Genomic DNA, 20372 nt, shown 5'->3' on the forward strand with positions numbered 1-20372 from the left:
AACATAGCGAAACTGTCTAGATTTATGAAATTCTCCCTGCCTTTTGCGGACAAGCTACCTAAAATCCCTAACCGTGCCATGCCTGCGATTGGTGCGCCTGTTATGGTACTTGCCACGCTTGCTATGGTGGTGTTGCCCATTCCAGCTTTCTTGTTGGATATGTTCTTCACCTTTAATATTGCACTGTCTATGGTTGTGCTATTGGTTTCGGTTTATACCCGTAGGCCTTTAGACTTCGCTGCATTCCCGACCGTGCTGCTTATTGCGACTCTGCTTCGATTGGCCTTGAACGTTGCTTCAACACGTGTGGTATTGCTCCATGGCCATGAAGGTGGTGACGCTGCTGGTAACGTGATCGAAGCCTTCGGTAATGTGGTTATCGGTGGTAACTACGCTGTCGGTCTAGTGGTGTTCTTGATTCTGATGATCATCAACTTCATGGTTGTAACCAAAGGTGCGGGCCGTATCTCGGAAGTAAGCGCGCGTTTCACCTTGGATGCGTTACCGGGTAAACAGATGGCAATCGATGCCGACTTGAACGCAGGTTTGATCGACCAGGACCAGGCGCGTCTGCGACGTTTTGAAGTAACCAAAGAAGCCGACTTCTACGGTTCGATGGACGGTGCATCTAAGTTTGTTAAAGGCGATGCGATCGCTGGTATCTTAATCTTGTTCATCAACATCATTGGCGGTTTGAGCATTGGTATGGCTCAGTTTGACCTTGGTTTTGGTGAAGCAATCGAGATCTACACGCTACTGACTATCGGTGATGGTCTGGTTGCACAAATCCCGTCACTGCTCCTTTCTATAGCAGCTGCAATGATGGTAACGCGTCAAAATACTGATGAAGACATGGGGCAACAGCTCGTCTTCCAGATGTTCGACAATCCAAAAGCCTTGATGATCACCGCCGCTATCCTTGGCATCATGGGTATTGTTCCGGGTATGCCACATTTCTCATTCTTGAGCCTTGCTGTTATTGCGGGCGCGGGTGCGTATTACATCGATAAGAAAAACAAAAAGAAGGCGGAAGAACCTAATCTTCCGGCAACCGTTGAAGCGAATGGAGAAGTAGGCTCTCAGAAGGAGCTTTCTTGGGATGATGTTCAACCTGTCGATATTATTGGTTTAGAAGTGGGTTACCGTTTAATTCCTTTGGTTGACAGAGACCAAGGGGGCGAACTGCTTGAACGCGTTAAAGGTGTGCGTAAGAAGTTATCTCAAGACTTTGGTTTCTTGATCCCAGCGGTACACATTCGCGATAACCTAGAGCTGACACCAAACAGCTACCGAATTACCCTGATGGGTGTCGCAGTAGGTGAAGCTGAGATCAAGCCTGACATGGAGCTCGCGATCAACCCGGGCCAAGTGTACGGTATGATCGATGGTGAGCCGACAATCGACCCTGCATTTGGATTAGAAGCGGTATGGATTCGTGAAGAGCAGCGTGAACACGCACAAGCTCTAGGTTATACCGTTGTAGATTCTTCTACAGTACTGGCGACACACCTTAGCCAGCTGCTAACCAACAACGCATCGCAGCTCATTGGCCACGAAGAAGTTCAGAACTTACTTGAGATGCTCAGCCGCTCAACACCTAAGCTGGTGGAAGGTTTTGTACCGGATCAATTGCAGTTGGGTGTGGTTGTGAAAGTGCTACAGAACCTGCTGAATGAAGCGATTCCAATTCGTGACATTCGAACCATAGTCCAAACTTTGTCGGAGTATTCAGGTAAGAGTCAAGAACCTGACATACTTACTGCGGCGGTTCGCATCTCATTGAAACGATTAATTGTTCAGGAAATCAATGGTATAGAGCCCGAGTTACCAGTGATAACCTTGATTCCTGAGCTGGAACAAATCTTGCATCAAACCATGCAGGCATCCGGCGGAGAATCTGCTGGTATTGAACCTGGTTTAGCCGAACGTTTACAGACCTCTCTCAGCCACGCTACACAAGAGCAAGAGCTGAAAGGTGAGCCCGCGGTACTATTGACCTCTGGCGTGTTGCGTTCGACTCTGGCTAAGTTCGTGAAGAACACGATCCCAAGCTTGCGAGTCTTGTCTTACCAAGAAATACCGGACGAAAAGCAGATACGTATAGTACAAGCTGTTGGTAATTAAGCCGCCTAATTAGAACGGACAATCGAATTGAAAATTAAACGATTTTTTGCAAAAGATATGCGAACGGCTCTGCTCCAAGTTAAAGAAGAACTTGGTTCAGAAGCGGTGATCATGTCTAACAAAAAGGTCGCAGGTGGCGTGGAAATTGTTGCCGCTATTGATGGCGAATCCAGCCCGTCGACAGCGAGCCAGAGATTAAATAAACCTCAGCAGCCTGCACAAAGCCAATATACGCAAATGGCCGCGCCCGCAGCTCCTGCTGGGCGACGTCAACTAGACGATGACAAGGTTAGCCTACAGTCGAATGTTGAAGGTGGACGCTCAATGACTAAGCGCTTTGCGAATATGCTTAAGCAATACAGTCATGGCGCCGATGATGAGCCACAGCATCGTGCAGAAAATGAAGATTCATTGTCAGCATTGCTCAATCGCCAATCAAGCACGGGCCATAAGCCTCATAGTCATCAGACTCAAAGCAATTTGCAGTCTCATGGCCATCAGCAATCTCACGGTAACCAACAGTCTCACGGAAATCTTGATTCTGCATTTGCTCGTGAAACGGGTTTGTCTAAGTTGATTGCTGAAGACCGCAGAGTAGAGCGCCCGACACCTCGCTTGGATCCTACCCGTTATGATCGTGGTCGAGAGAACACTCAGTCCAAAGGTTCTGATACTGAAATGGAAACGATGCGCGAAGAGATGACCTCAATTCGTCGTCTGTTAGAGCATCAAGTTTCTGGGTTGATGTGGCAAGAAGTTGAGCGCCGTGAACCACTGAGAGCCATGCTTATTAAGCGCCTTGAACGTATGGGTGTATCTGCAGAGCTTGCCGATCAAATGGCTTGCTACATTCCTGAAGATACTAAACCTGCACGTGCATGGAAGGCTCTGTTAGCTCTGGTTGCTGACCAAATCTCCGTTACACAAAAAGATATTTTAAAACGCGGCGGTATTGTGGCTCTACTTGGCCCAACCGGGGTGGGTAAAACAACGACTGTTGCAAAGCTAGCTGCACGTGCTGCCATGGAATATGGCGCTGATAACGTCGCACTAGTGACAACTGACACATATCGTATAGGTGCACATGAGCAGTTATCGATCTACGGCCGAATTATGGGTTGTCCTGTAAGAGTTGCTAAAGATTCTAGCGAACTGGCCGATGTAATATATCAGTTACGTAATCGTCGCCTGATTCTGGTCGATACTGCAGGCATGGGACAACGAGATGTTCGTCTATCTGAGCAGTTAGACACATTGATGCAAGAGAGTGGTTCCGTTATCAATAGCTACCTTGTGTTGCCTGCAACCGCGCAACGCAAAGTGCTGCAAGAAACAATTGAACACTTTAGAAGAATCCCGTTGTCGGGATGCATCATGACTAAGCTGGATGAATCCCTAAGTCTAGGTGAATTCATCAGTGTCGTAATACAAAATGCATTACCAGTTGCTTACATAGCAAATGGTCAACGAGTTCCTGAAGATATCGTTATAGCTCAGCCAAAGTACATGATTGCTAAGGCTAATGAGCTATTAGAAAAATCTACAGAGAATGAACCTCATTACTGGAATAGCGATTCTGAAGGGCTCTAGGCGGCGGATAAATATGAATGAAAATATGATACATGACCAAGCTAGCGGCCTCCGTCGCTTAACCAAGCCTTCACTCACAAAAGTTATCGCTGTAACCGGTGGTAAGGGAGGCGTTGGTAAATCTAATGTGACGTTAGGTATGGCTATTTGCATGGCGCGCCAAGGCAAAAAAGTCATGGTGCTAGATGCCGATTTAGGACTAGCGAACGTCGATATCATGCTAGGTATTCGTTCTAAACGAAACCTTGGGCATGTGTTGGCTGGCGAATGTGAACTTAAGGATGCGATTGTCGAAGGGCCGCACGGAATTAAAATTATTCCAGCGACATCGGGCACTCAAAGCATGACTGAACTTTCACACGCACAGCATGCTGGTTTGATTCGCGCATTCGGTTCGCTTGAAGACGAGATGGATATCTTGTTGGTTGATACCGCAGCCGGTATTTCGGACATGGTGATCAGCTTCTCAAGAGCGGCGCAAGACGTGGTTGTCGTGGTATGTGATGAACCTACCTCGATCACGGATGCATATGCTTTGATTAAGCTTTTAAGCAGAGAACACCAAGTTCAGCGATTCAAAGTTGTTGCAAATATGGTCAGAAGCTACCGCGAAGGCCGAGAATTATTTGCAAAGTTGACTTTGGTCACAGAGCGCTTCTTGAATGTGAGCCTCGAACTCGTAGCATGTATTCCTTTAGATGATAAAGTACGTCAATCAGTCAAGAGACAGAAAATCGTAGTCGATGCGTTTCCTCGCTCTCCAGCTGCATTGGCAATCAGCTCTTTGGCTAACAAAGCCTTGACCTGGCCAATACCAAAAACACCGAGCGGACACTTGGAGTTCTTTGTTGAAAGGCTGCTGAATCGTACTGAATTTATAGAGGAACCATTTGGTGAATAAAGCGCTTACTTACGACCAACACGCTAATCACAATAGCCAACAGGCTTTTTTTGAGAAGTACTCTGTGTTGGTTAAACGTATCGCTCATCACTTGTTGGGGCGATTACCGCCTAATGTATTGGTTGATGACTTAATTCAAGCTGGCATGATCGGCTTGATTGAAGCGCAACAAAACTATGATGGTACCAAAGGCGCAAGCTTTGAGACGTATGCTGGTATTCGGATTCGCGGGGCAATGTTGGATGACATTCGCCGTGGGGACTGGGTGCCGAGATCGGTTCATAAGAACAATCGAGAAATCAGCAGTGCAATTGCGGAATTAGAGGGTATCCTCAACCGCGACCCGAGTGATGCCGAAGTGGCAAAACACATGGGGCTCAGTTTAGAGCAGTATCACAGTGCTTTAACTGACATTAATTGCTCAAGACTGGTTGGAATTGAAGATTTAGGTGTCTCAGATGATGTAATATCTCCGAATGAAGACTCTCAAGATAATACGCCTTTTCAAGGGGTTGCTGATGAGTCATTCCGCCAAGCTTTGATCGATTCGATAAAACAACTTCCGGAAAGGGAAGGCCTTGTGCTTTCGCTTTATTACGACGAAGAACTCAATTTAAAAGAGATTGGGGAAGTGTTAGGTGTCAGCGAATCTCGTGTCAGCCAAATACTGAGCCAATCTATGCAGCGTTTACGCACTAAGTTAAGTGCTTGGACACAGAACGACTAACAACACTGATCCTATTCAGTGGAGGCTAATTTGAACAAAAACATGAAAATTCTCATTGTTGATGATTTTTCAACGATGCGCCGAATTGTTAAAAACCTACTTCGCGATTTAGGTTTCAACAACACTCAAGAAGCAGATGATGGCTTGACCGCGTTACCTATGCTGAAAAAAGGCGAATTTGATTTCGTGGTAACTGACTGGAACATGCCAGGCATGCAAGGGATTGACCTGCTTAAACACATTCGCGCAGACGCAGAACTTAAGCACCTTCCAGTGCTTATGATCACAGCTGAAGCGAAGCGTGAGCAGATCATCGAAGCTGCGCAAGCGGGTGTTAATGGTTACATTGTGAAGCCTTTCACTGCTGCAACGCTGAAAGAGAAACTTGATAAGATTTTTGATCGCTTATAAGCATCAATAAATTTAGGCACTTCTAGGTAAACACTGACTGATAAGTTATCTGTTTATCTCGATAGCCTAAGCGCACAAAGTATGCGGAGTAAGGCCGAATTCAGGATGATTTCATTAGAACAAGCAAAAAAATTAGTAGAGCTGCTTGAGAACGATGAGCAGCAAAATGCTGATTCTCTTGTGAGAAGCATTTATGAAGATAACTTTAGTCTTCAAGACAATCCAATGCTTCAAGAAATAGGAAGTCTGACACGCGACCTCCACGACTCTTTGACTCAATTCAATTTCGATGAACGCATCAGCGTTATCGCAAATGACGAAATCCCTGATGCAAGGGATCGCCTTCAGTATGTCATTGATAAAACGGAAGTTGCGGCAAATAAGACGATGGACGCTGTCGATCGCTGTATGCCAATCGCAGACAACCTACACGAGTGTTTACTTCAAGTAAGGCCTCAATGGAATGAACTGATGCATGGCCGCATTGAGCTGGCACAATTTAAAGCTTTATGTCACCGCATTGATGGATTGCTTGTCCAAGTAGAAGGCGACAGTACTGAACTACGCGGACAATTGACTGAAATCTTGATGGCTCAGGATTTCCAAGATTTAACTGGGCAGATAATCAGCAAAGTTATTACCTTGGTGAATGAGGTGGAAGGACGTTTGGTCGAGATTCTCACGGTATTCGGTGCGAATCAAAAAGAGCCAACTCCAGAGTCAGAGAAGAAAGCATCGATTGCGCCTGAAGGTCCAATTATGAACCCAGAAGAGCGCGAAGACGCTGTCGCATCTCAAGATGAAGTCGACGATTTGTTATCCAGTCTTGGATTTTAAAGGTAACGTATGAGCTACGATTTAGACGAAGATATTCTTCAGGACTTTTTAGTCGAAGCAGGAGAGATCCTTGAACTCCTATCAGAACAACTGGTAGAGCTTGAGAATAACCCTGACGACAAAGACCTATTAAATGCTATTTTCCGTGGTTTCCATACAGTAAAAGGTGGTGCTGGTTTCCTAGCATTAACTGAGCTGGTGGATACTTGTCATGGTGCTGAGAATGTGTTCGACATTCTGCGAAACGGCCAACGCAGCGTAACATCAGGTTTGATGGATACCATGCTGCAGGCGCTAGATACAGTCAATGTACAGTTTCGCGCCGTGCAAGATCAGGAACCTTTAGTGCCAGCCGACCAATCTTTATTGGATGAACTTCACCGTCTCTGTAAACCAGAGTCTGCGGATGAAGTGGCACCAGTAGAAGCGCCTGCACCTATTATCCCTGAACCTGTTGTTGCAGCGCCTGAGCCTGTTATTGCTCCGGAACCTACTGCTGAAAGCTCAAACATCAATGCATCTTCAGTCGATGATATCTCTGAAGATGAGTTTGAACGCTTGCTTGATGAGCTTCACGGTAAAGGTGGTTCACCAACAGCGCCTTCTGCACCAACACCGCCGCCAGCACCCGCTGCACCTCAGTCTGTTGCTGACAGTGGTGATATTACTGATGACGAATTTGAAAAGTTATTAGATGAATTGCACGGTGCGGGTAAGAGCCCGACAGCGGCAAGTTCAACGCCTCCTCCACCGCCAACGCCGCCAGCAGCACCTGTTTCGGCGATGTCTGAAGGCGATGATCTGATGACTGACGAAGAGTTCGAGAAGTTACTTGACCAACTACATGGCTCAGGTAATGGACCTTCGATTGAAGAATTGGATGCCGCGACTAAGCCAGCAGAAGTTAAGGCAGTAGCACCTCAAGCTGCGCCTAAACCTGCTGCGCCAGTTGCCGTTAAAGCTGATCCAAAACCGAGCGCTCCAGCAAAAGCTGAAGTTAAAGTGCCGGCTAAGAAGCAACAAGCTGAAGCGACAGTTCGTGTTGATACATCAACACTGGACACCATCATGAACATGGTGGGTGAACTGGTATTGGTGCGTAACCGACTAGTCAGCCTAGGCCTCAACAGCAACGACGAAGAAATGTCGAAAGCTGTCTCTAACTTAGATGTTGTTACTGCAGACCTTCAAGGTGCGGTAATGAAGACTCGTATGCAGCCGATCAAGAAAGTATTTGGTCGCTTCCCACGAGTTGTCCGTGACCTTGCTCGTAGCTTGAAGAAAGACATCGTTCTTGAAATGCGTGGCGAAGAAACGGACCTTGATAAAAACTTAGTAGAAGCACTTGCTGATCCCCTGATTCACTTGGTGAGAAACTCTGTCGATCATGGTATTGAAATGCCAAACGACCGTGTTGCTGCGGGTAAATCACAAACGGGTAAGGTGATTCTGTCTGCCTCTCAAGAAGGTGACCACATTGAACTGGCTATCGTTGATGACGGTGGCGGTATGGACCCTGATAAGCTTCGTGCTATCGCGGTTAAACGTGGCCTGATGGATGAAGATGCAGCGTCTCGCTTATCAAATAAAGAGTGTTTCAACCTGATTTTTGCTCCTGGCTTCTCAAGCAAAGAGCAGATCTCGGATATCTCTGGTCGTGGTGTGGGCATGGACGTTGTGAAAACAGCGATCAACACACTGAACGGCTCTATTGATATTGATTCAGAAATGGGACAGGGCACCAAGATCACCATCAAGGTTCCACTAACCCTAGCGATTCTACCAACCTTGATGGTCGGTGTTGCCGGTCATCCATTTGCATTGCCATTGGCTTCTGTAAACGAGATCTTCCACCTAGATTTAAGCCGCACAAACGTGGTTGATGGCCAGCTGACGATTATCGTTCGCGATAAGTCTATTCCGTTGTTCTACTTGCAAAACTGGCTTGCTCCTAAAGCGGGTATTGTTGAACTGCGCAAAGGACACGGCCATGTTGTTATCGTGCAACTTGGTAGCCAACGTGTTGGTTTTGTTGTCGATACGCTGATCGGTCAAGAAGAAGTAGTCATCAAGCCGCTTGATAAGCTTCTGCAAGGCACGCCAGGAATGGCAGGCGCGACAATTACAAGTGACGGACACATTGCATTGATTCTAGATGTGCCGGACTTGTTGAAGCAGTACGCAGCAGCGTCAAGAATTTAATTTAAGGATAAATATGGCGATTAAAGTATTAGTCGTTGATGATTCGAGTTTTTTTCGTCGTCGCGTTAGCGAGATCATCAACTCAGAGGCTCGCCTAGAAGTCATTGATGTTGCAGTAAACGGTAAAGAAGCCGTTGAGAAAGCGAAACAGCTAAGACCTGACGTAATCACTATGGACATTGAAATGCCTGTCATGGACGGTATCACTGCCGTTCGTGAAATCATGGCCGCGTCTCCAACGCCTATTTTGATGTTTTCATCGTTAACGCATGATGGAGCGAGAGCAACGTTAGATGCGTTAGATGCAGGTGCTCTCGACTTCTTACCTAAGAAGTTTGAAGATATTGCACGTAACCGCGACGATGCAGTTGCATTGCTTCAACAGCGTGTGATTCAGATTGCGGCTAAACGTGCTTTCATGCGTCGTGCACCAATTGCACCGAGGGCGACAGCAACGACTTCAACATCTACGCCATTACGCCAACCGATTTCAACAGCAGCTGCGACTTCGACAGCGAAGCCAGCGGTTGCATCAACGGCAAAATTCAGAGCGTCAGGTAAGAAATATCAATTAACGGCAATTGGTACGTCGACTGGTGGTCCGGTTGCGCTGCAGAAGATTTTAACGCGTATCCCTGCGAACTACCCGCACCCTATTGTGCTAGTTCAACATATGCCTGCGACTTTCACAGCGGCTTTTGCTAGCCGCTTGAATACCTTGTGTAAGATCGAAGTTCGCGAAGCTCAAGACGGAGACGTGTTGAAGCCTGGCGTTGCTTATCTTGCTCCAGGCGGCAAGCAGATGATGGTTGATGGTCGTGCTGGATCGGCTCGCCTAAGAATCATCGATGGCGGCGATCGCATGAACTACAAACCTTGTGTGGATGTCACTTTCGGCTCTGCTGCGAAGATCTACGGCGACAAAGTGTTGTCTATGATACTGACAGGTATGGGTGCCGATGGTCGAGAAGGTTCACGCATGTTGAAAACCGCAGGCTCGACAATCTGGGCACAAGACGAAGATAGTTGTGTTGTATATGGTATGCCTCAAGCTGTAGCAAAAGCTGGCATTTCTACTGAAGACCTCCCTCTAGACCGCATCGCGGAAAGGATCTTGGTTGAAGTTGGGTTAGCTTAGGTAAATCGAAATGATTGTTTGGAGTGTTGCAAACCAAAAAGGTGGTGTTGGTAAAACGACCACGACCGTGACTCTAGCAGGTTTACTTGCGTTGAAGGGGCACCGTGTTCTGTTGGTTGATACTGACCCACATGCATCACTGACCACCTATCTGGGTTACGATTCAGATACGGTGGAATCGAGCCTGTTTGATCTGTTCCAGTTGCGTGAGTTTAACGTGCAGACGGTAAGACCTTTGCTTTTACAAACAGAAGTCGAAGGTATCGATATTATCCCTGCGCACATGTCTTTGGCGACATTAGACCGTGTAATGGGAAATCGAAGCGGCATGGGGTTGATCTTGAAGCGTGCTTTAGCCGCTTTGAAAGACGACTATGACTATGTATTGATCGATTGCCCGCCAATTCTGGGTGTGATGATGGTCAATGCATTGGCTGCTAGCGATCGTATATTGATTCCGGTACAGACGGAATTTTTGGCGATGAAGGGCTTAGAGCGCATGATTCGCACTTTGACCATCATGCAGAAGTCTCGCAAAACACCGTTTAAGGTTACGATTGTCCCAACGATGTACGACAAGCGAACCAAAGCCTCACTGCAAACATTAACGCAGCTCAAAGATGATTACCCAAACCAAGTTTGGACGTCTGCTGTGCCGATTGATACCAAGTTTCGAGACGCGAGCCTAAAACGCTTACCAGCATCTCATTTTGCATCGGGTAGCCGTGGTGTATTTGCTTATAAACAGTTGCTTATTTATCTCGAAAGGTTGGCGATAAATGAGCGCGAATAAAGAATCAACAATGGCGCAGCCAAGTCTCTCTAGTGAACAAGCACTGGATGATTACTTTACTGCGTTATTAGGCGATGAAAGCTTTGAATCTGACGATTTTTTTGTTGACGAGTCGAGCGACGAATCACAATCTGAAGAGCCAGAGCCAGAGCCAGAGCCAGAGCCAGAGCCAGAGCCAGAGCCAGAGCCAGAGCCAGAGCCAGAGCCAGAGCGCCAATTTTCGAGTCACCACTCAAGCTACGCAGAAATACGCGCGGCTGAGTTTGAGGTTCCTAACCTTGAGGATGTTCAGAAACTACTGAGTCGTTTAGAGGCGACCAATGTTGTTGATGAACTGAACCTTGATGAGTTGATGGATCAGAACACCCAGAAAATCGCCCAGCAAGCTGACATGCAAATGTTTGATGCTGCGGTTGAGTCTGTTCAAGTGTTTGAAGAGCCAGAGATTCAAGATTGGAATCTTCCAGAACCCGATTTATCAATTGCTGCAGAGTCATCTGTTGAACCGCAGCAAATTGAAGAGTTACAAGCTGAATCGCTGGAGACGGAACAAGTAGAAGTTAAGGCTGTTGAGCCTGAACTTGACGTTCCTGATCCCGAGACAGTTATTGAACCCGAAACTCAAGCCGGAGGTGCTGACCAGTTTACCTCTTGGGAAAGTACGGTTCGCAAAGAAGACTTTCAAGTCTTGTATTTTGATGTAAACGGCGTGACCTTTGCGGTGCCACTTGATGAGCTTGGCGGCATCCATCGCCTTGAAGAGTTAAGTCATATCATTGGTAAGCCAGCTTGGTATTTGGGTTTACAAACCAACCGTGATAGTCAGCTAGATGTGGTCGACACCGCAAAATGGGTGATGTCTGAGAAACTATCGAGTGACGAATACAAAGAAAACTATCAATATATAGTGATGCTTGGAGAGAGCTTGTGGGGTCTGGCGGGCACAGAGCTCAAAGGCACCGAGCTACTTAATACAGACAAAGTACGTTGGCGAGAAATGGCAGGGAAACGCCCATGGCTCGCTGGTATGGTAAAAGAAAAAATGTGTGCTTTGATTCATGTTGAAGCATTAATCGCCATGCTAAACGCAGGGCTAGATGTAAAAGCATTAAGCTAGTAATAAGCATTGGGCTAACAATAAGCATCAAGTTAATAATAGTGGTCGGTAACGACGGCAAGAGGATTATCTATGTCTCATATGAGTGAAGTTGAAGTAAGAAAAGAGCAAACGAATGATGAAGTACTTCAATGGGTGACTTTCCAGCTAGAAGAAGAAACTTACGGCATCAACGTAATGCAAGTACGTGAAGTACTACGTTACAGCGAAATTGCTCCAGTACCGGGTGCTCCAGATTACGTTCTAGGTATTATTAACCTACGTGGTAACGTTGTTACTGTTATCGACACTCGTTCTCGCTTTGGTTTGATGCAAGGTGAAATCACAGACAACACTCGTATCATCGTTATTGAATCTGAGCGTCAAGTAATTGGCATTCTAGTAGATAGCGTTGCTGAAGTGGTTTACCTGCGTTCTTCTGAAATCGACACAACGCCAAGTGTTGGTACTGATGAAAGTGCTAAGTTCATCCAAGGTGTAAGTAACCGAGATGGCAAGCTACTTATCTTAGTAGATCTAAACAAACTACTAAGCGAAGACGAATGGGATGAGATGGCTCACCTGTAATGTTTGAAGCGCTTCCTTTAAGCCCTGTCGCTCTAATTGCCGGAGTAGGGTTTTTTACGTTATTCATCCTGATTTTGATTAGCAAAGTAAAACGTGCGATTCAAAAGCAGCTCGATCAGTCACGCCTGCAAGTTCGTAACTTGGACAAAGAGCTTCAAAAATCGAGTAAGCAATTACTTGAGGTTCGCTCTGTTGTGGTTGGCCTTGGCCAGAAAGTGACTGAACAACAAGATCTTATCAAACATTTGACTGAACGTATTGTTGAGCTGGAACATGCGGATACCGATGGACGTTTGTACACACGTGCAACGAAAATGGTTCAGCTTGGCGCTGGGATTAACGAGTTAATTGAAGAATGTGAATTACCCAAAGCAGAAGCTGAGCTGATGATGTCTCTGCAGAACAAGCTTGCTGGTAAAGAGAAAATTCCTTCATTACGAAGCGACCCTTCATCGTACGATCAGCAACCCGATGCCTCTCGCGATCGCAGAGACCCGCCTCGACGTCGTTAAATTGAGCGCTTAAATCGTATTGAGCAATTGATGTTTATTACGTATTCCTCTTAAAAGAAGCTTCGGCTTCTTTTTTTATGCCTGTCCGATCTATATAGAACGATGTTTATAAGTGCTTGTATCTACGACAATATCTTGTTTGTTGATGAAAATGTGTAAATTGTGATGAGGTGGTAACAGTTTCTTACCGACTTTGTTCTATCGAAAACGCCTAGTCCTGTTTTGTCACCATGTTGGTGTGCTACTATAGTGCTCTCATTACTCGACTAAATTTACCTATGCTAGAAGTCTCAAATTTAACTGCTATTCGTGACGACAGGATTCTGTTTGAATCGTTGTCTTTTCAATTGAAACCAGGTGAGCTGGTTCAAGTTGAAGGTCGTAACGGTACCGGGAAAACGACACTCCTTAGGATTATTACTGGCTTAGGCGATCGCGATGACGGCACTATCTCTTGGGACGGTGAGTCTATTGAATCGAGTCGAGATGTTTATCATCAAAATTTACTTTTTCTTGGTCACCAAACAGGCGTAAAGCGCGAGCTTAGTGCTTATGAGAATCTGAGCTTTTATCAGTCGATTCACAGTGGCGGTACCAGCAAAGAAGAGCTTTATCACGCGCTGGCTCAAGTCGGGCTTGCGGGCAGAGAAGACGTACCTGCGGGGCAACTTTCAGCAGGCCAACAACGCCGAGTTGCGTTGGCTCGCCTTTGGTTGAGCAAGCAAATGTTGTGGATTCTTGATGAGCCGCTGACTGCCATTGATAAGCAGGGCGTGAAAGTTCTCGAATCTCTTTTTTCTCAGCATGCAGACAACGGTGGCATTGTGTTGTTAACCACACACCAAGATATGTTTGCTGATAGCCCGAAACTAAGAAAAATAAAGTTGGGTGAGTAATATGATCTCTTCAATGACCACGATTATCCGACGCGAACTGCTTATCGCGTTTCGACGTCAAGCGGATATCTTTAACCCTTTGTGGTTCTTCATCATTGTTATCACGCTTTTCCCTTTGAGTATTGGCCCAGAGCCAAACCTACTTGCGCGTATTGCTGCGGGTATTGTTTGGGTGGCCGCTTTGCTCTCTGCATTGCTCTCTTTAGAGCGTCTTTTCCGTGATGATTTTCAAGATGGCGCCCTTGAACAGATGATGCTGATGCCAATCCCGTTGCAGTTGGTAGTATTGTCCAAAGTCATAGCACACTGGTTGTTGACCGGGTTACCATTGATTTTAATCAGCCCATTATTGGCTGTTTTGTTGTCTTTAGATTTTGATACATGGCTCTCAGTTGTGTTGACCTTGCTGGTAGGAACACCCGCATTGAGTTTTATTGGTGCGATTGGTGTTGCGTTAACCGTTGGGTTACAGAAGGGCGGAGTCCTGTTAAGCCTGTTAATCTTGCCGCTTTACATCCCCATTTTAATCTTCGCGACGTCAGCAATTGACGCTGCGGCTTTGGGCGTTGCATACAACGGTCAATTGGCGGTGCTTGGGGCAATGTTAATGGGTGCGATGACTATGACGCCTTTTGCGATCAGTGCCGCACTTAGAGTAAGTGTGAACTGATTGGGGTTCCGTTATCGTATAGCCAATGTGAACCAAATGTGTCGATTGGACTCATAGAGTCAATAAAACTGAAAGCAAGACAAATAAAATTATTATAATTATAGCTTTAATAGCTGTAAGCAATATGAAGTAAGAGTGAGATTACAACATGTGGAAATGGCTCCATCCCTATGCCAAAGCAGAAACCTCTTATCAGCTTGCTGGTAAACTTTTGCCATGGTTTTCGATCCTAGCGCTATTGTGTCTATCCGTCGGTACCGTGTGGGGGCTTGCATTTGCGCCTTCTGATTACCAACAAGGCGATAGCTTCCGTATCATCTACATCCATGTTCCGTCTGCAATCTGGTCGATGGGCGTTTACATGTCGATGGCGATTGCTGCCTTTATCGGTTTGGTATGGCAGGTAAGGCTATCAGACATGGCCGCACTGGCGATGGCACCGATTGGCGCTGTGTTTACCTTCATTGCGTTACTAACTGGCGCAGTTTGGGGTAAACCAATGTGGGGTGCTTGGTGGGTTTGGGATGCGCGTTTAACCTCAGAGCTGATTCTTCTATTCCTATACTTGGGTGTGATCGCACTACACCACGCTTTTGACGACCAAAAAACAGCAGCGAAAGCGGCGGGTATCTTGGCTATCGTAGGCGTGATTAACCTCCCTATCATTCACTTCTCTGTAGAGTGGTGGAATACACTTCATCAAGGCGCGACCATTACTAAGTTCGCAAAACCTTCGATCTCAAGTGACATGCTATGGCCGCTTCTTCTTAACATCTTCGGCTTCGCCTTTTTCTTTGGTGCTGTGACTATGGTTCGTTTCCGTAACGAAATCATCAGTAAAGAGAGTCACCGTCCATGGGTTCGCAAGCTTGCGGCCGAAAAAGCGTAGTAGGGTAGGTAATTATGTATTTTGAATCTTTGAGTGATTTCTTTGCCATGGGGGGCTACGCCTCATATGTATGGAGTGCATTTGGAATCACATTTCTCGCGATGATCATTTTACTGGTCGTAAGCGTTCGTCGTGGTAAGCAATTACTAAATGAAGTACAAGCTAAGATTGATCGTCAGGCTCGTATCGATGCAGCAAAAAATATGGAGAACACTCTATGAACCCAAGACGTAAAAAGAGGCTGGGCATTGTCTTAGCGATCTTTTTTGGTATCAGTGCGACTGTTGGATTGATGGTTTACGCACTTAACCAGAACATGGATCTGTTCTACACACCAACTGAGCTGGTCAACGGCAAAGATGGTAAAAAACCTGAAGTTGGTCAACGCCTACGTATTGGTGGCATGGTCGTAGTCGGCTCTGTAAGCCGTGACAATGAATCACTACGTGTAAGCTTTGATTTGCAAGATGTAGGCCCTAAAGTAACGATTCTATACGATGGCATCCTTCCTGATCTTTTCCGTGAAGGCCAAGGTATTGTTGCTCAGGGTGTCCTTAAAAATGCAACGACAATCGAAGCGTTTGAGGTGTTGGCAAAGCACGATGAAGAGTACATGCCTTCTGAAGTTGCGGAAGCAATGAAGAAAACCCATGAGCCTTTGCAATACACGACTGAACAAAAAGAAGGAAATGCTCAATGATAGCCGAGATCGGCCATTTTGCGATGATCCTGTCCTTGGGACTTGCATTGCTGCTAAGCGTGCTCCCATTGTATGGAGCCGCTCGAAATAACACATTATTGATGAACAGCGCACGACCGTTGTCGTGGGGTATGTTCGGATTCTTAGCGATTTCGTTCTTTATCTTGTGTTACGCGTTCTACACCAATGATTTTACGATTCAATACGTAGCAAGTAACTCGAATAGCCAACTGCCTTGGTACTACCGAATTACGGCGGTTTGGGGCGCTCACGAAGGTTCATTACTGCTTTGGGTTCTCATCCAAGCGGGTTGGACTGTAGCAGTAGCGACATTCAGTCGTGGTATGCCTCAAGAGTCTGTGGCTCGCGTACTGGCTATCATGGGTTTGATTACTGTCGGCTTCTTGCTGTTCATTATCGTAACGTCTAACCCGTTCCTACGTACATTGCCTTTCTTCCCTGTAGATGGTCGCGACTTGAACCCACTACTGCAAGACCCGGGTTTGATTATTCACCCGCCAATGCTTTACATGGGTTATGTAGGTTTCTCGGTAGCGTTCTCTTTCGCCATCGCTTCTCTAATGAGTGGTCGTTTAGATACGGCATGGGCTCGTTGGTCTCGTCCTTGGACAATCGCAGCTTGGTTATTCCTAACAGTAGGTATCGCACTAGGCTCTTGGTGGGCTTACTACGAACTTGGCTGGGGTGGCTGGTGGTTCTGGGATCCAGTAGAAAACGCTTCATTCATGCCTTGGTTGGCTGGTACTGCGCTGATGCACTCACTAGCGGTAACAGAAAAGCGTGGCACATTTAAAGCTTGGACAGTATTGCTGGCTATCTCTGCATTCTCGCTAAGCTTACTAGGTACATTCTTAGTTCGTTCAGGCATCTTGGTATCGGTTCACGCGTTTGCGTCGGATCCTGCTCGCGGTATGTTTATCCTAGGTTTCCTAGTCTTCGTTATCGGTGGTTCACTGCTGTTGTTTGCTATTAAAGGCGCATCGGTTCGTGTTCGCGGTAACTTCGATCTGGTTTCTCGTGAAAACGCACTGCTTGGTAACAACATCTTACTGATTGCAGCGCTTGTCGTTGTGTTAGTCGGTACGCTACTGCCATTAGTTCACAAACAGTTAGGCTTGGGCTCGGTATCTATCGGTGCACCATTCTTTGATATGTTGTTCTTCTGGTTAATGATCCCGTTCTCGTTCCTGCTTGGTATCGGTCCTCTGATCCGATGGAAACGTGACAACCTGTCTAAGCTTGTTAAACCAATGCTGATTTCAGGTGCACTCTCACTTGGCTTGAGTGCGCTAATGGTTGCTCTACTGGCTGACCGCTTCAGTGGTACTGCGTTTGCTGGTTGGGTAATGGCGTTCTGGATCATCTTCATGCACGGCTTTGAGCTGCATGAGCGTGCGACTCACCGTCATACATTCTTGAAAGGTCTAACTAAGCTACCTCGTAGCCACTGGGCAATGATGTGTGGTCACATAGGTTTAGCCGTGACAGTGATTGGTATCGCGATGGTGCAAAACTACAGCATCGAACGTGATGTACGTCTGGCGCCAGGTGAAAGCTACCAGCTTGAAGAATACAGCTTCCTGTTTACAGGGGTTCGTGACAAAGATGGTCCTAACTACGATGGTTACATTGCTGACTTTGAAATTACTAAAGAAGGCAAATACATCAACACGCTTCACGCTGAAAAACGTTTCTACACCACAGCTAAGTCTATGATGACAGAAGCAGCGATTGACCGTGGCGTAACGCGCGACCTTTACATTGCAATGGGTGAACGTTTAGACGACAACAAATCTTGGGCTGTACGTATCTACTACAAACCATTTGTACGTTGGATCTGGGCAGGTTCTTTGATTATGTCGATTGGTGGCGCTATTGCTATCAGTGACCGTCGTTACCGTTTCCGTAAGCCAATCAAAAAGTCGGCTGAAGAGCAGGAGGCTTAATTCGAATGAACAAGAAGATTTTATTCATTCCATTGATTGCGTTCATGGTTCTAGCTGGAATCTTTGCAACGCAATTAATGCGCAACCAGTCGGGCGATGACCCAACTAAGCTAGAATCCGTATTGATTGGTAAGCCTGTTCCTGAGTTTGGTCTAGAAGACTTAGAACAACCAGGTAAGTTTCATGATCAAGCGATCTTTAAAGGCGAGCCACTGCTTCTTAACGTGTGGGCGACTTGGTGTCCTACTTGTTATGCAGAGCACTCTTACCTGAACAAGCTTGCGGATCAAGGCGTTAAGATCATTGGTCTTAACTACAAAGATGATCGCAACAAAGCGGTTGGTTGGCTAAAAGAGTTGGGTAACCCGTACCTAATTAGCCTGTTTGATGGTAATGGCATGCTAGGTCTTGACCTCGGCGTGTATGGCGCACCTGAAACTTTCCTAATTGATGCTAACGGTGTGGTTCGTTACCGCCATGTTGGTGATGTGAACCCGACCAACTGGGCATCGACGCTTGAGCCGATGTATCAAGAGTTGTTGGAGGAATCGAAATGATTAGAAAGGCATTGATTACTCTATTTGCTACGTTCGCAATCTCAGCGACGGTTTCTGCTGCACCTATCGAATTTCATGAATTTGATACCGTAGATCAAGAGCAGCAGTTCAAAGAGCTAAGCAATACATTACGCTGCCCTAAATGTCAGAACAACACGATTGGTGATTCGAACGCTGAGTTAGCGGTCGACTTACGTCAAAAAGTGTACGAGATGACAAAAGACGGTAAGTCGAAGCAAGATATCATTGATTACATGATTGCTCGCTACGGTAACTTTGTGACTTACAATCCACCACTGACACTAGCAACATCGATCCTTTGGATTGGTCCGTTTGCGGTTGTTGTGTTTGGATTTGGTTTGATTATTTTACGAAGCAGAAAGTCAAAATCAAAAGCAGCAGTAGAGTCAGATCAAGACTGGGATGCAGACAAAGAAGCTCGCTTAAAAGCGTTACTCGATGAAGAGAACGACGGAGATAAGAAGTAATGACTCTATTTTGGATTTCTACCATTATCCTTTCGCTAGCGGCAATTTTCTTAATTGTTCTGCCCTTTATTAACAAGAAGGCAAACAATGACGAGATGCTTCGCGACGAGTTGAACAAAGCATTCTATAAAGATCGTCTTGTCGAGTTAGAAGTAGAAGCAGAGGAAGGTCTTGTTGATAACCAACAAGAACTGATCGCTGATTTGAAACAGTCTCTGCTTGATGATGTTCCTGCACAAGAAGAGGTGAAGAAAACTCAAATCTCTACGCTTGGTGTGGTTGTACCGTCGATCATTCTTGTCGTCGTTGTGACTTATGGTTTGTACTTTAAGTTCGGTGCACTGGACAAAGTTCAACACTGGCAAGAAGTGAGCTCGAACCTTCCTGAATTGTCTAAAAAGCTAATGTCATCGGAAGGTGGTGCACTAACGGATGATGAACTGGAAGATTTGACTCTGGCGCTTCGTACTCGTCTGCATTACCAACCAAAAGATTCAACAGGTTGGTTGCTACTCGGTCGTATTGCACTGGCTAACCGCGACGCTGAAACAGCAAAAGATTCTATGGAACGAGCTTACAAGCTTGAACCTAAGAATGAAGATGTTCAGTTAGGTTTCGCACAAGCACTGATGCTTTCTCCTGATGAAGCTGATCAAAACCAAGCTCGTTTGATTTTGAGCCGTTTGATTCAAAACGATTACGTTGACCTTCGTGTGTTCTCACTGCTTGCGTTTGATGCGTTTGAGCGTCAAGACTACCCAGGTGCGGTGAAGTACTGGAGCATCATGCAGCAGATGATTGGTCCACAAGACAGTCGCTATGAAATGCTTTCGCGCAGTATTGAAAGTGCTCAGAAGAAAATGGGCGACAATATGGGTGTCGACCAAGGTAAGACTGTTGCTGTAACGCTCGATCTATCTGCAGACGTGAATGCTGACCCTAACTCAGTGTTAATTGTTTCAGTACACAGAGCAGATGGTTCTCCAATGCCTATCGCAGCCGCTCGTTACCCACTAGGGACTTTCCCTCGTACGGTTGTGCTAGATGACGGCAACAGCATGCTGGAAGGACAAGAGCTGTCTAGCCTTGAAACTCTGATGGTTAGAGCTAGGCTTGATACAGACGGCAACGTTTCAACTCGCGAAGGCGATTGGTACGGTGAAAGTGAAGTGGTTGAACTGGGTGCTCCAGTTACCATTGATATCAATAAGCAATATTAATCATCACTTTGCATAGGTGTTAGCTATTCCGATTTGCAGATAAACGGTATAGACTTAGCCAAACAA

21 protein-coding genes are annotated in these 20372 nt (G+C 46.1%); all 21 read left to right on the forward strand.

Annotated features, from left to right (window positions below):
* Positions 1 to 24: 24 nt before the first annotated feature.
* The 21 genes from flhA to ccmI all read left to right on the forward strand — a co-directional run bounded on the left by flhA (position 25) and on the right by ccmI (position 20306).
* Positions 25 to 2124: a flagellar biosynthesis protein FlhA gene (gene flhA, locus F0229_RS12100; RefSeq protein WP_048664306.1), complete on the forward strand. Its 2100-nt coding sequence runs from the start codon at positions 25 to 27 to the stop codon at positions 2122 to 2124.
* 27 nt (positions 2125 to 2151) lie between these two features.
* A complete protein-coding gene (gene flhF, locus F0229_RS12105) occupies positions 2152 to 3714 on the forward strand; it encodes a flagellar biosynthesis protein FlhF (RefSeq protein ID WP_029235190.1) in 1563 nt (520 codons plus the stop codon).
* A gap of 13 nt (positions 3715 to 3727) precedes the next feature.
* Positions 3728 to 4615, forward strand: a complete 888-nt coding sequence (locus F0229_RS12110; protein ID WP_017060668.1) for a MinD/ParA family protein — start codon at positions 3728 to 3730, stop codon at positions 4613 to 4615.
* Complete coding sequence (locus F0229_RS12115) at positions 4608 to 5342, forward strand: RNA polymerase sigma factor FliA (RefSeq protein ID WP_017060667.1); 735 nt, start codon at positions 4608 to 4610, stop codon at positions 5340 to 5342. The genes F0229_RS12110 and F0229_RS12115 overlap by 8 nt, the downstream gene beginning before the upstream one ends.
* A gap of 42 nt (positions 5343 to 5384) precedes the next feature.
* Positions 5385 to 5753 (forward strand): chemotaxis response regulator CheY, encoded by a 369-nt coding sequence (gene cheY, locus F0229_RS12120; RefSeq protein ID WP_016767062.1) that lies wholly within the window; start codon positions 5385 to 5387, stop codon positions 5751 to 5753.
* A gap of 105 nt (positions 5754 to 5858) precedes the next feature.
* Complete coding sequence (locus F0229_RS12125; protein WP_017064113.1) at positions 5859 to 6590, forward strand: protein phosphatase CheZ; 732 nt, start codon at positions 5859 to 5861, stop codon at positions 6588 to 6590.
* A 9-nt stretch (positions 6591 to 6599) separates the two neighbouring features.
* Entirely contained in the window at positions 6600 to 8792 is a 2193-nt protein-coding gene (locus F0229_RS12130; protein ID WP_171732943.1) for a chemotaxis protein CheA, read from the forward strand.
* Between the two features lie 13 nt (positions 8793 to 8805).
* Positions 8806 to 9930, forward strand: a complete 1125-nt coding sequence (locus F0229_RS12135) for a chemotaxis response regulator protein-glutamate methylesterase (protein WP_048616090.1) — start codon at positions 8806 to 8808, stop codon at positions 9928 to 9930.
* Positions 9931 to 9940: 10 nt separating this feature from the next.
* A complete protein-coding gene (locus F0229_RS12140; RefSeq protein ID WP_017071206.1) occupies positions 9941 to 10723 on the forward strand; it encodes a ParA family protein in 783 nt (260 codons plus the stop codon).
* Positions 10710 to 11840: a chemotaxis protein CheW gene (locus F0229_RS12145; RefSeq protein ID WP_171732944.1), complete on the forward strand. Its 1131-nt coding sequence runs from the start codon at positions 10710 to 10712 to the stop codon at positions 11838 to 11840. Before F0229_RS12140 ends, F0229_RS12145 begins: the two co-directional genes overlap by 14 nt.
* Positions 11841 to 11912: 72 nt before the next feature.
* Complete coding sequence (locus tag F0229_RS12150; protein ID WP_017064109.1) at positions 11913 to 12407, forward strand: chemotaxis protein CheW; 495 nt, start codon at positions 11913 to 11915, stop codon at positions 12405 to 12407.
* Positions 12407 to 12919 (forward strand): DUF2802 domain-containing protein, encoded by a 513-nt coding sequence (locus F0229_RS12155; RefSeq protein WP_171732945.1) that lies wholly within the window; start codon positions 12407 to 12409, stop codon positions 12917 to 12919. Before F0229_RS12150 ends, F0229_RS12155 begins: the two co-directional genes overlap by 1 nt.
* A 278-nt stretch (positions 12920 to 13197) precedes the next feature.
* Entirely contained in the window at positions 13198 to 13815 is a 618-nt protein-coding gene (ccmA, locus tag F0229_RS12160; RefSeq protein WP_017060659.1) for a cytochrome c biogenesis heme-transporting ATPase CcmA, read from the forward strand.
* A gap of 1 nt (position 13816) precedes the next feature.
* Positions 13817 to 14485: a heme exporter protein CcmB gene (gene ccmB, locus F0229_RS12165; RefSeq protein ID WP_017060658.1), complete on the forward strand. Its 669-nt coding sequence runs from the start codon at positions 13817 to 13819 to the stop codon at positions 14483 to 14485.
* Positions 14486 to 14633: 148 nt separating this feature from the next.
* Positions 14634 to 15374, forward strand: coding sequence for a heme ABC transporter permease (locus tag F0229_RS12170; RefSeq protein WP_102332830.1), 741 nt, complete (start codon positions 14634 to 14636; stop codon positions 15372 to 15374).
* A 14-nt stretch (positions 15375 to 15388) separates the two neighbouring features.
* Positions 15389 to 15595 (forward strand): heme exporter protein CcmD, encoded by a 207-nt coding sequence (gene ccmD, locus F0229_RS12175; protein ID WP_009848525.1) that lies wholly within the window; start codon positions 15389 to 15391, stop codon positions 15593 to 15595.
* Entirely contained in the window at positions 15592 to 16074 is a 483-nt protein-coding gene (ccmE, locus tag F0229_RS12180) for a cytochrome c maturation protein CcmE (RefSeq protein ID WP_017064106.1), read from the forward strand. The genes ccmD and ccmE overlap by 4 nt, the downstream gene beginning before the upstream one ends.
* Complete coding sequence (locus F0229_RS12185) at positions 16071 to 18041, forward strand: heme lyase CcmF/NrfE family subunit (protein WP_136979573.1); 1971 nt, start codon at positions 16071 to 16073, stop codon at positions 18039 to 18041. Before ccmE ends, F0229_RS12185 begins: the two co-directional genes overlap by 4 nt.
* A 5-nt stretch (positions 18042 to 18046) precedes the next feature.
* The gene (locus F0229_RS12190; protein ID WP_017060653.1) at positions 18047 to 18598 is read left to right on the forward strand and encodes a DsbE family thiol:disulfide interchange protein; all 552 of its coding nucleotides are present in this window, start codon (positions 18047 to 18049) and stop codon (positions 18596 to 18598) included.
* Positions 18595 to 19086, forward strand: a complete 492-nt coding sequence (locus F0229_RS12195) for a cytochrome c-type biogenesis protein (RefSeq protein ID WP_171732946.1) — start codon at positions 18595 to 18597, stop codon at positions 19084 to 19086. The genes F0229_RS12190 and F0229_RS12195 overlap by 4 nt, the downstream gene beginning before the upstream one ends.
* A complete protein-coding gene (ccmI, locus tag F0229_RS12200) occupies positions 19086 to 20306 on the forward strand; it encodes a c-type cytochrome biogenesis protein CcmI (protein ID WP_171732947.1) in 1221 nt (406 codons plus the stop codon). Before F0229_RS12195 ends, ccmI begins: the two co-directional genes overlap by 1 nt.
* Positions 20307 to 20372 lie beyond the last annotated feature (66 nt).

Origin of the sequence: Vibrio sp. AIC-3 (assembly GCF_013114515.1) — a bacterium.
In the GTDB taxonomy this organism is placed as follows: Bacteria; Pseudomonadota; Gammaproteobacteria; order Enterobacterales; family Vibrionaceae; genus Vibrio; species Vibrio crassostreae_C.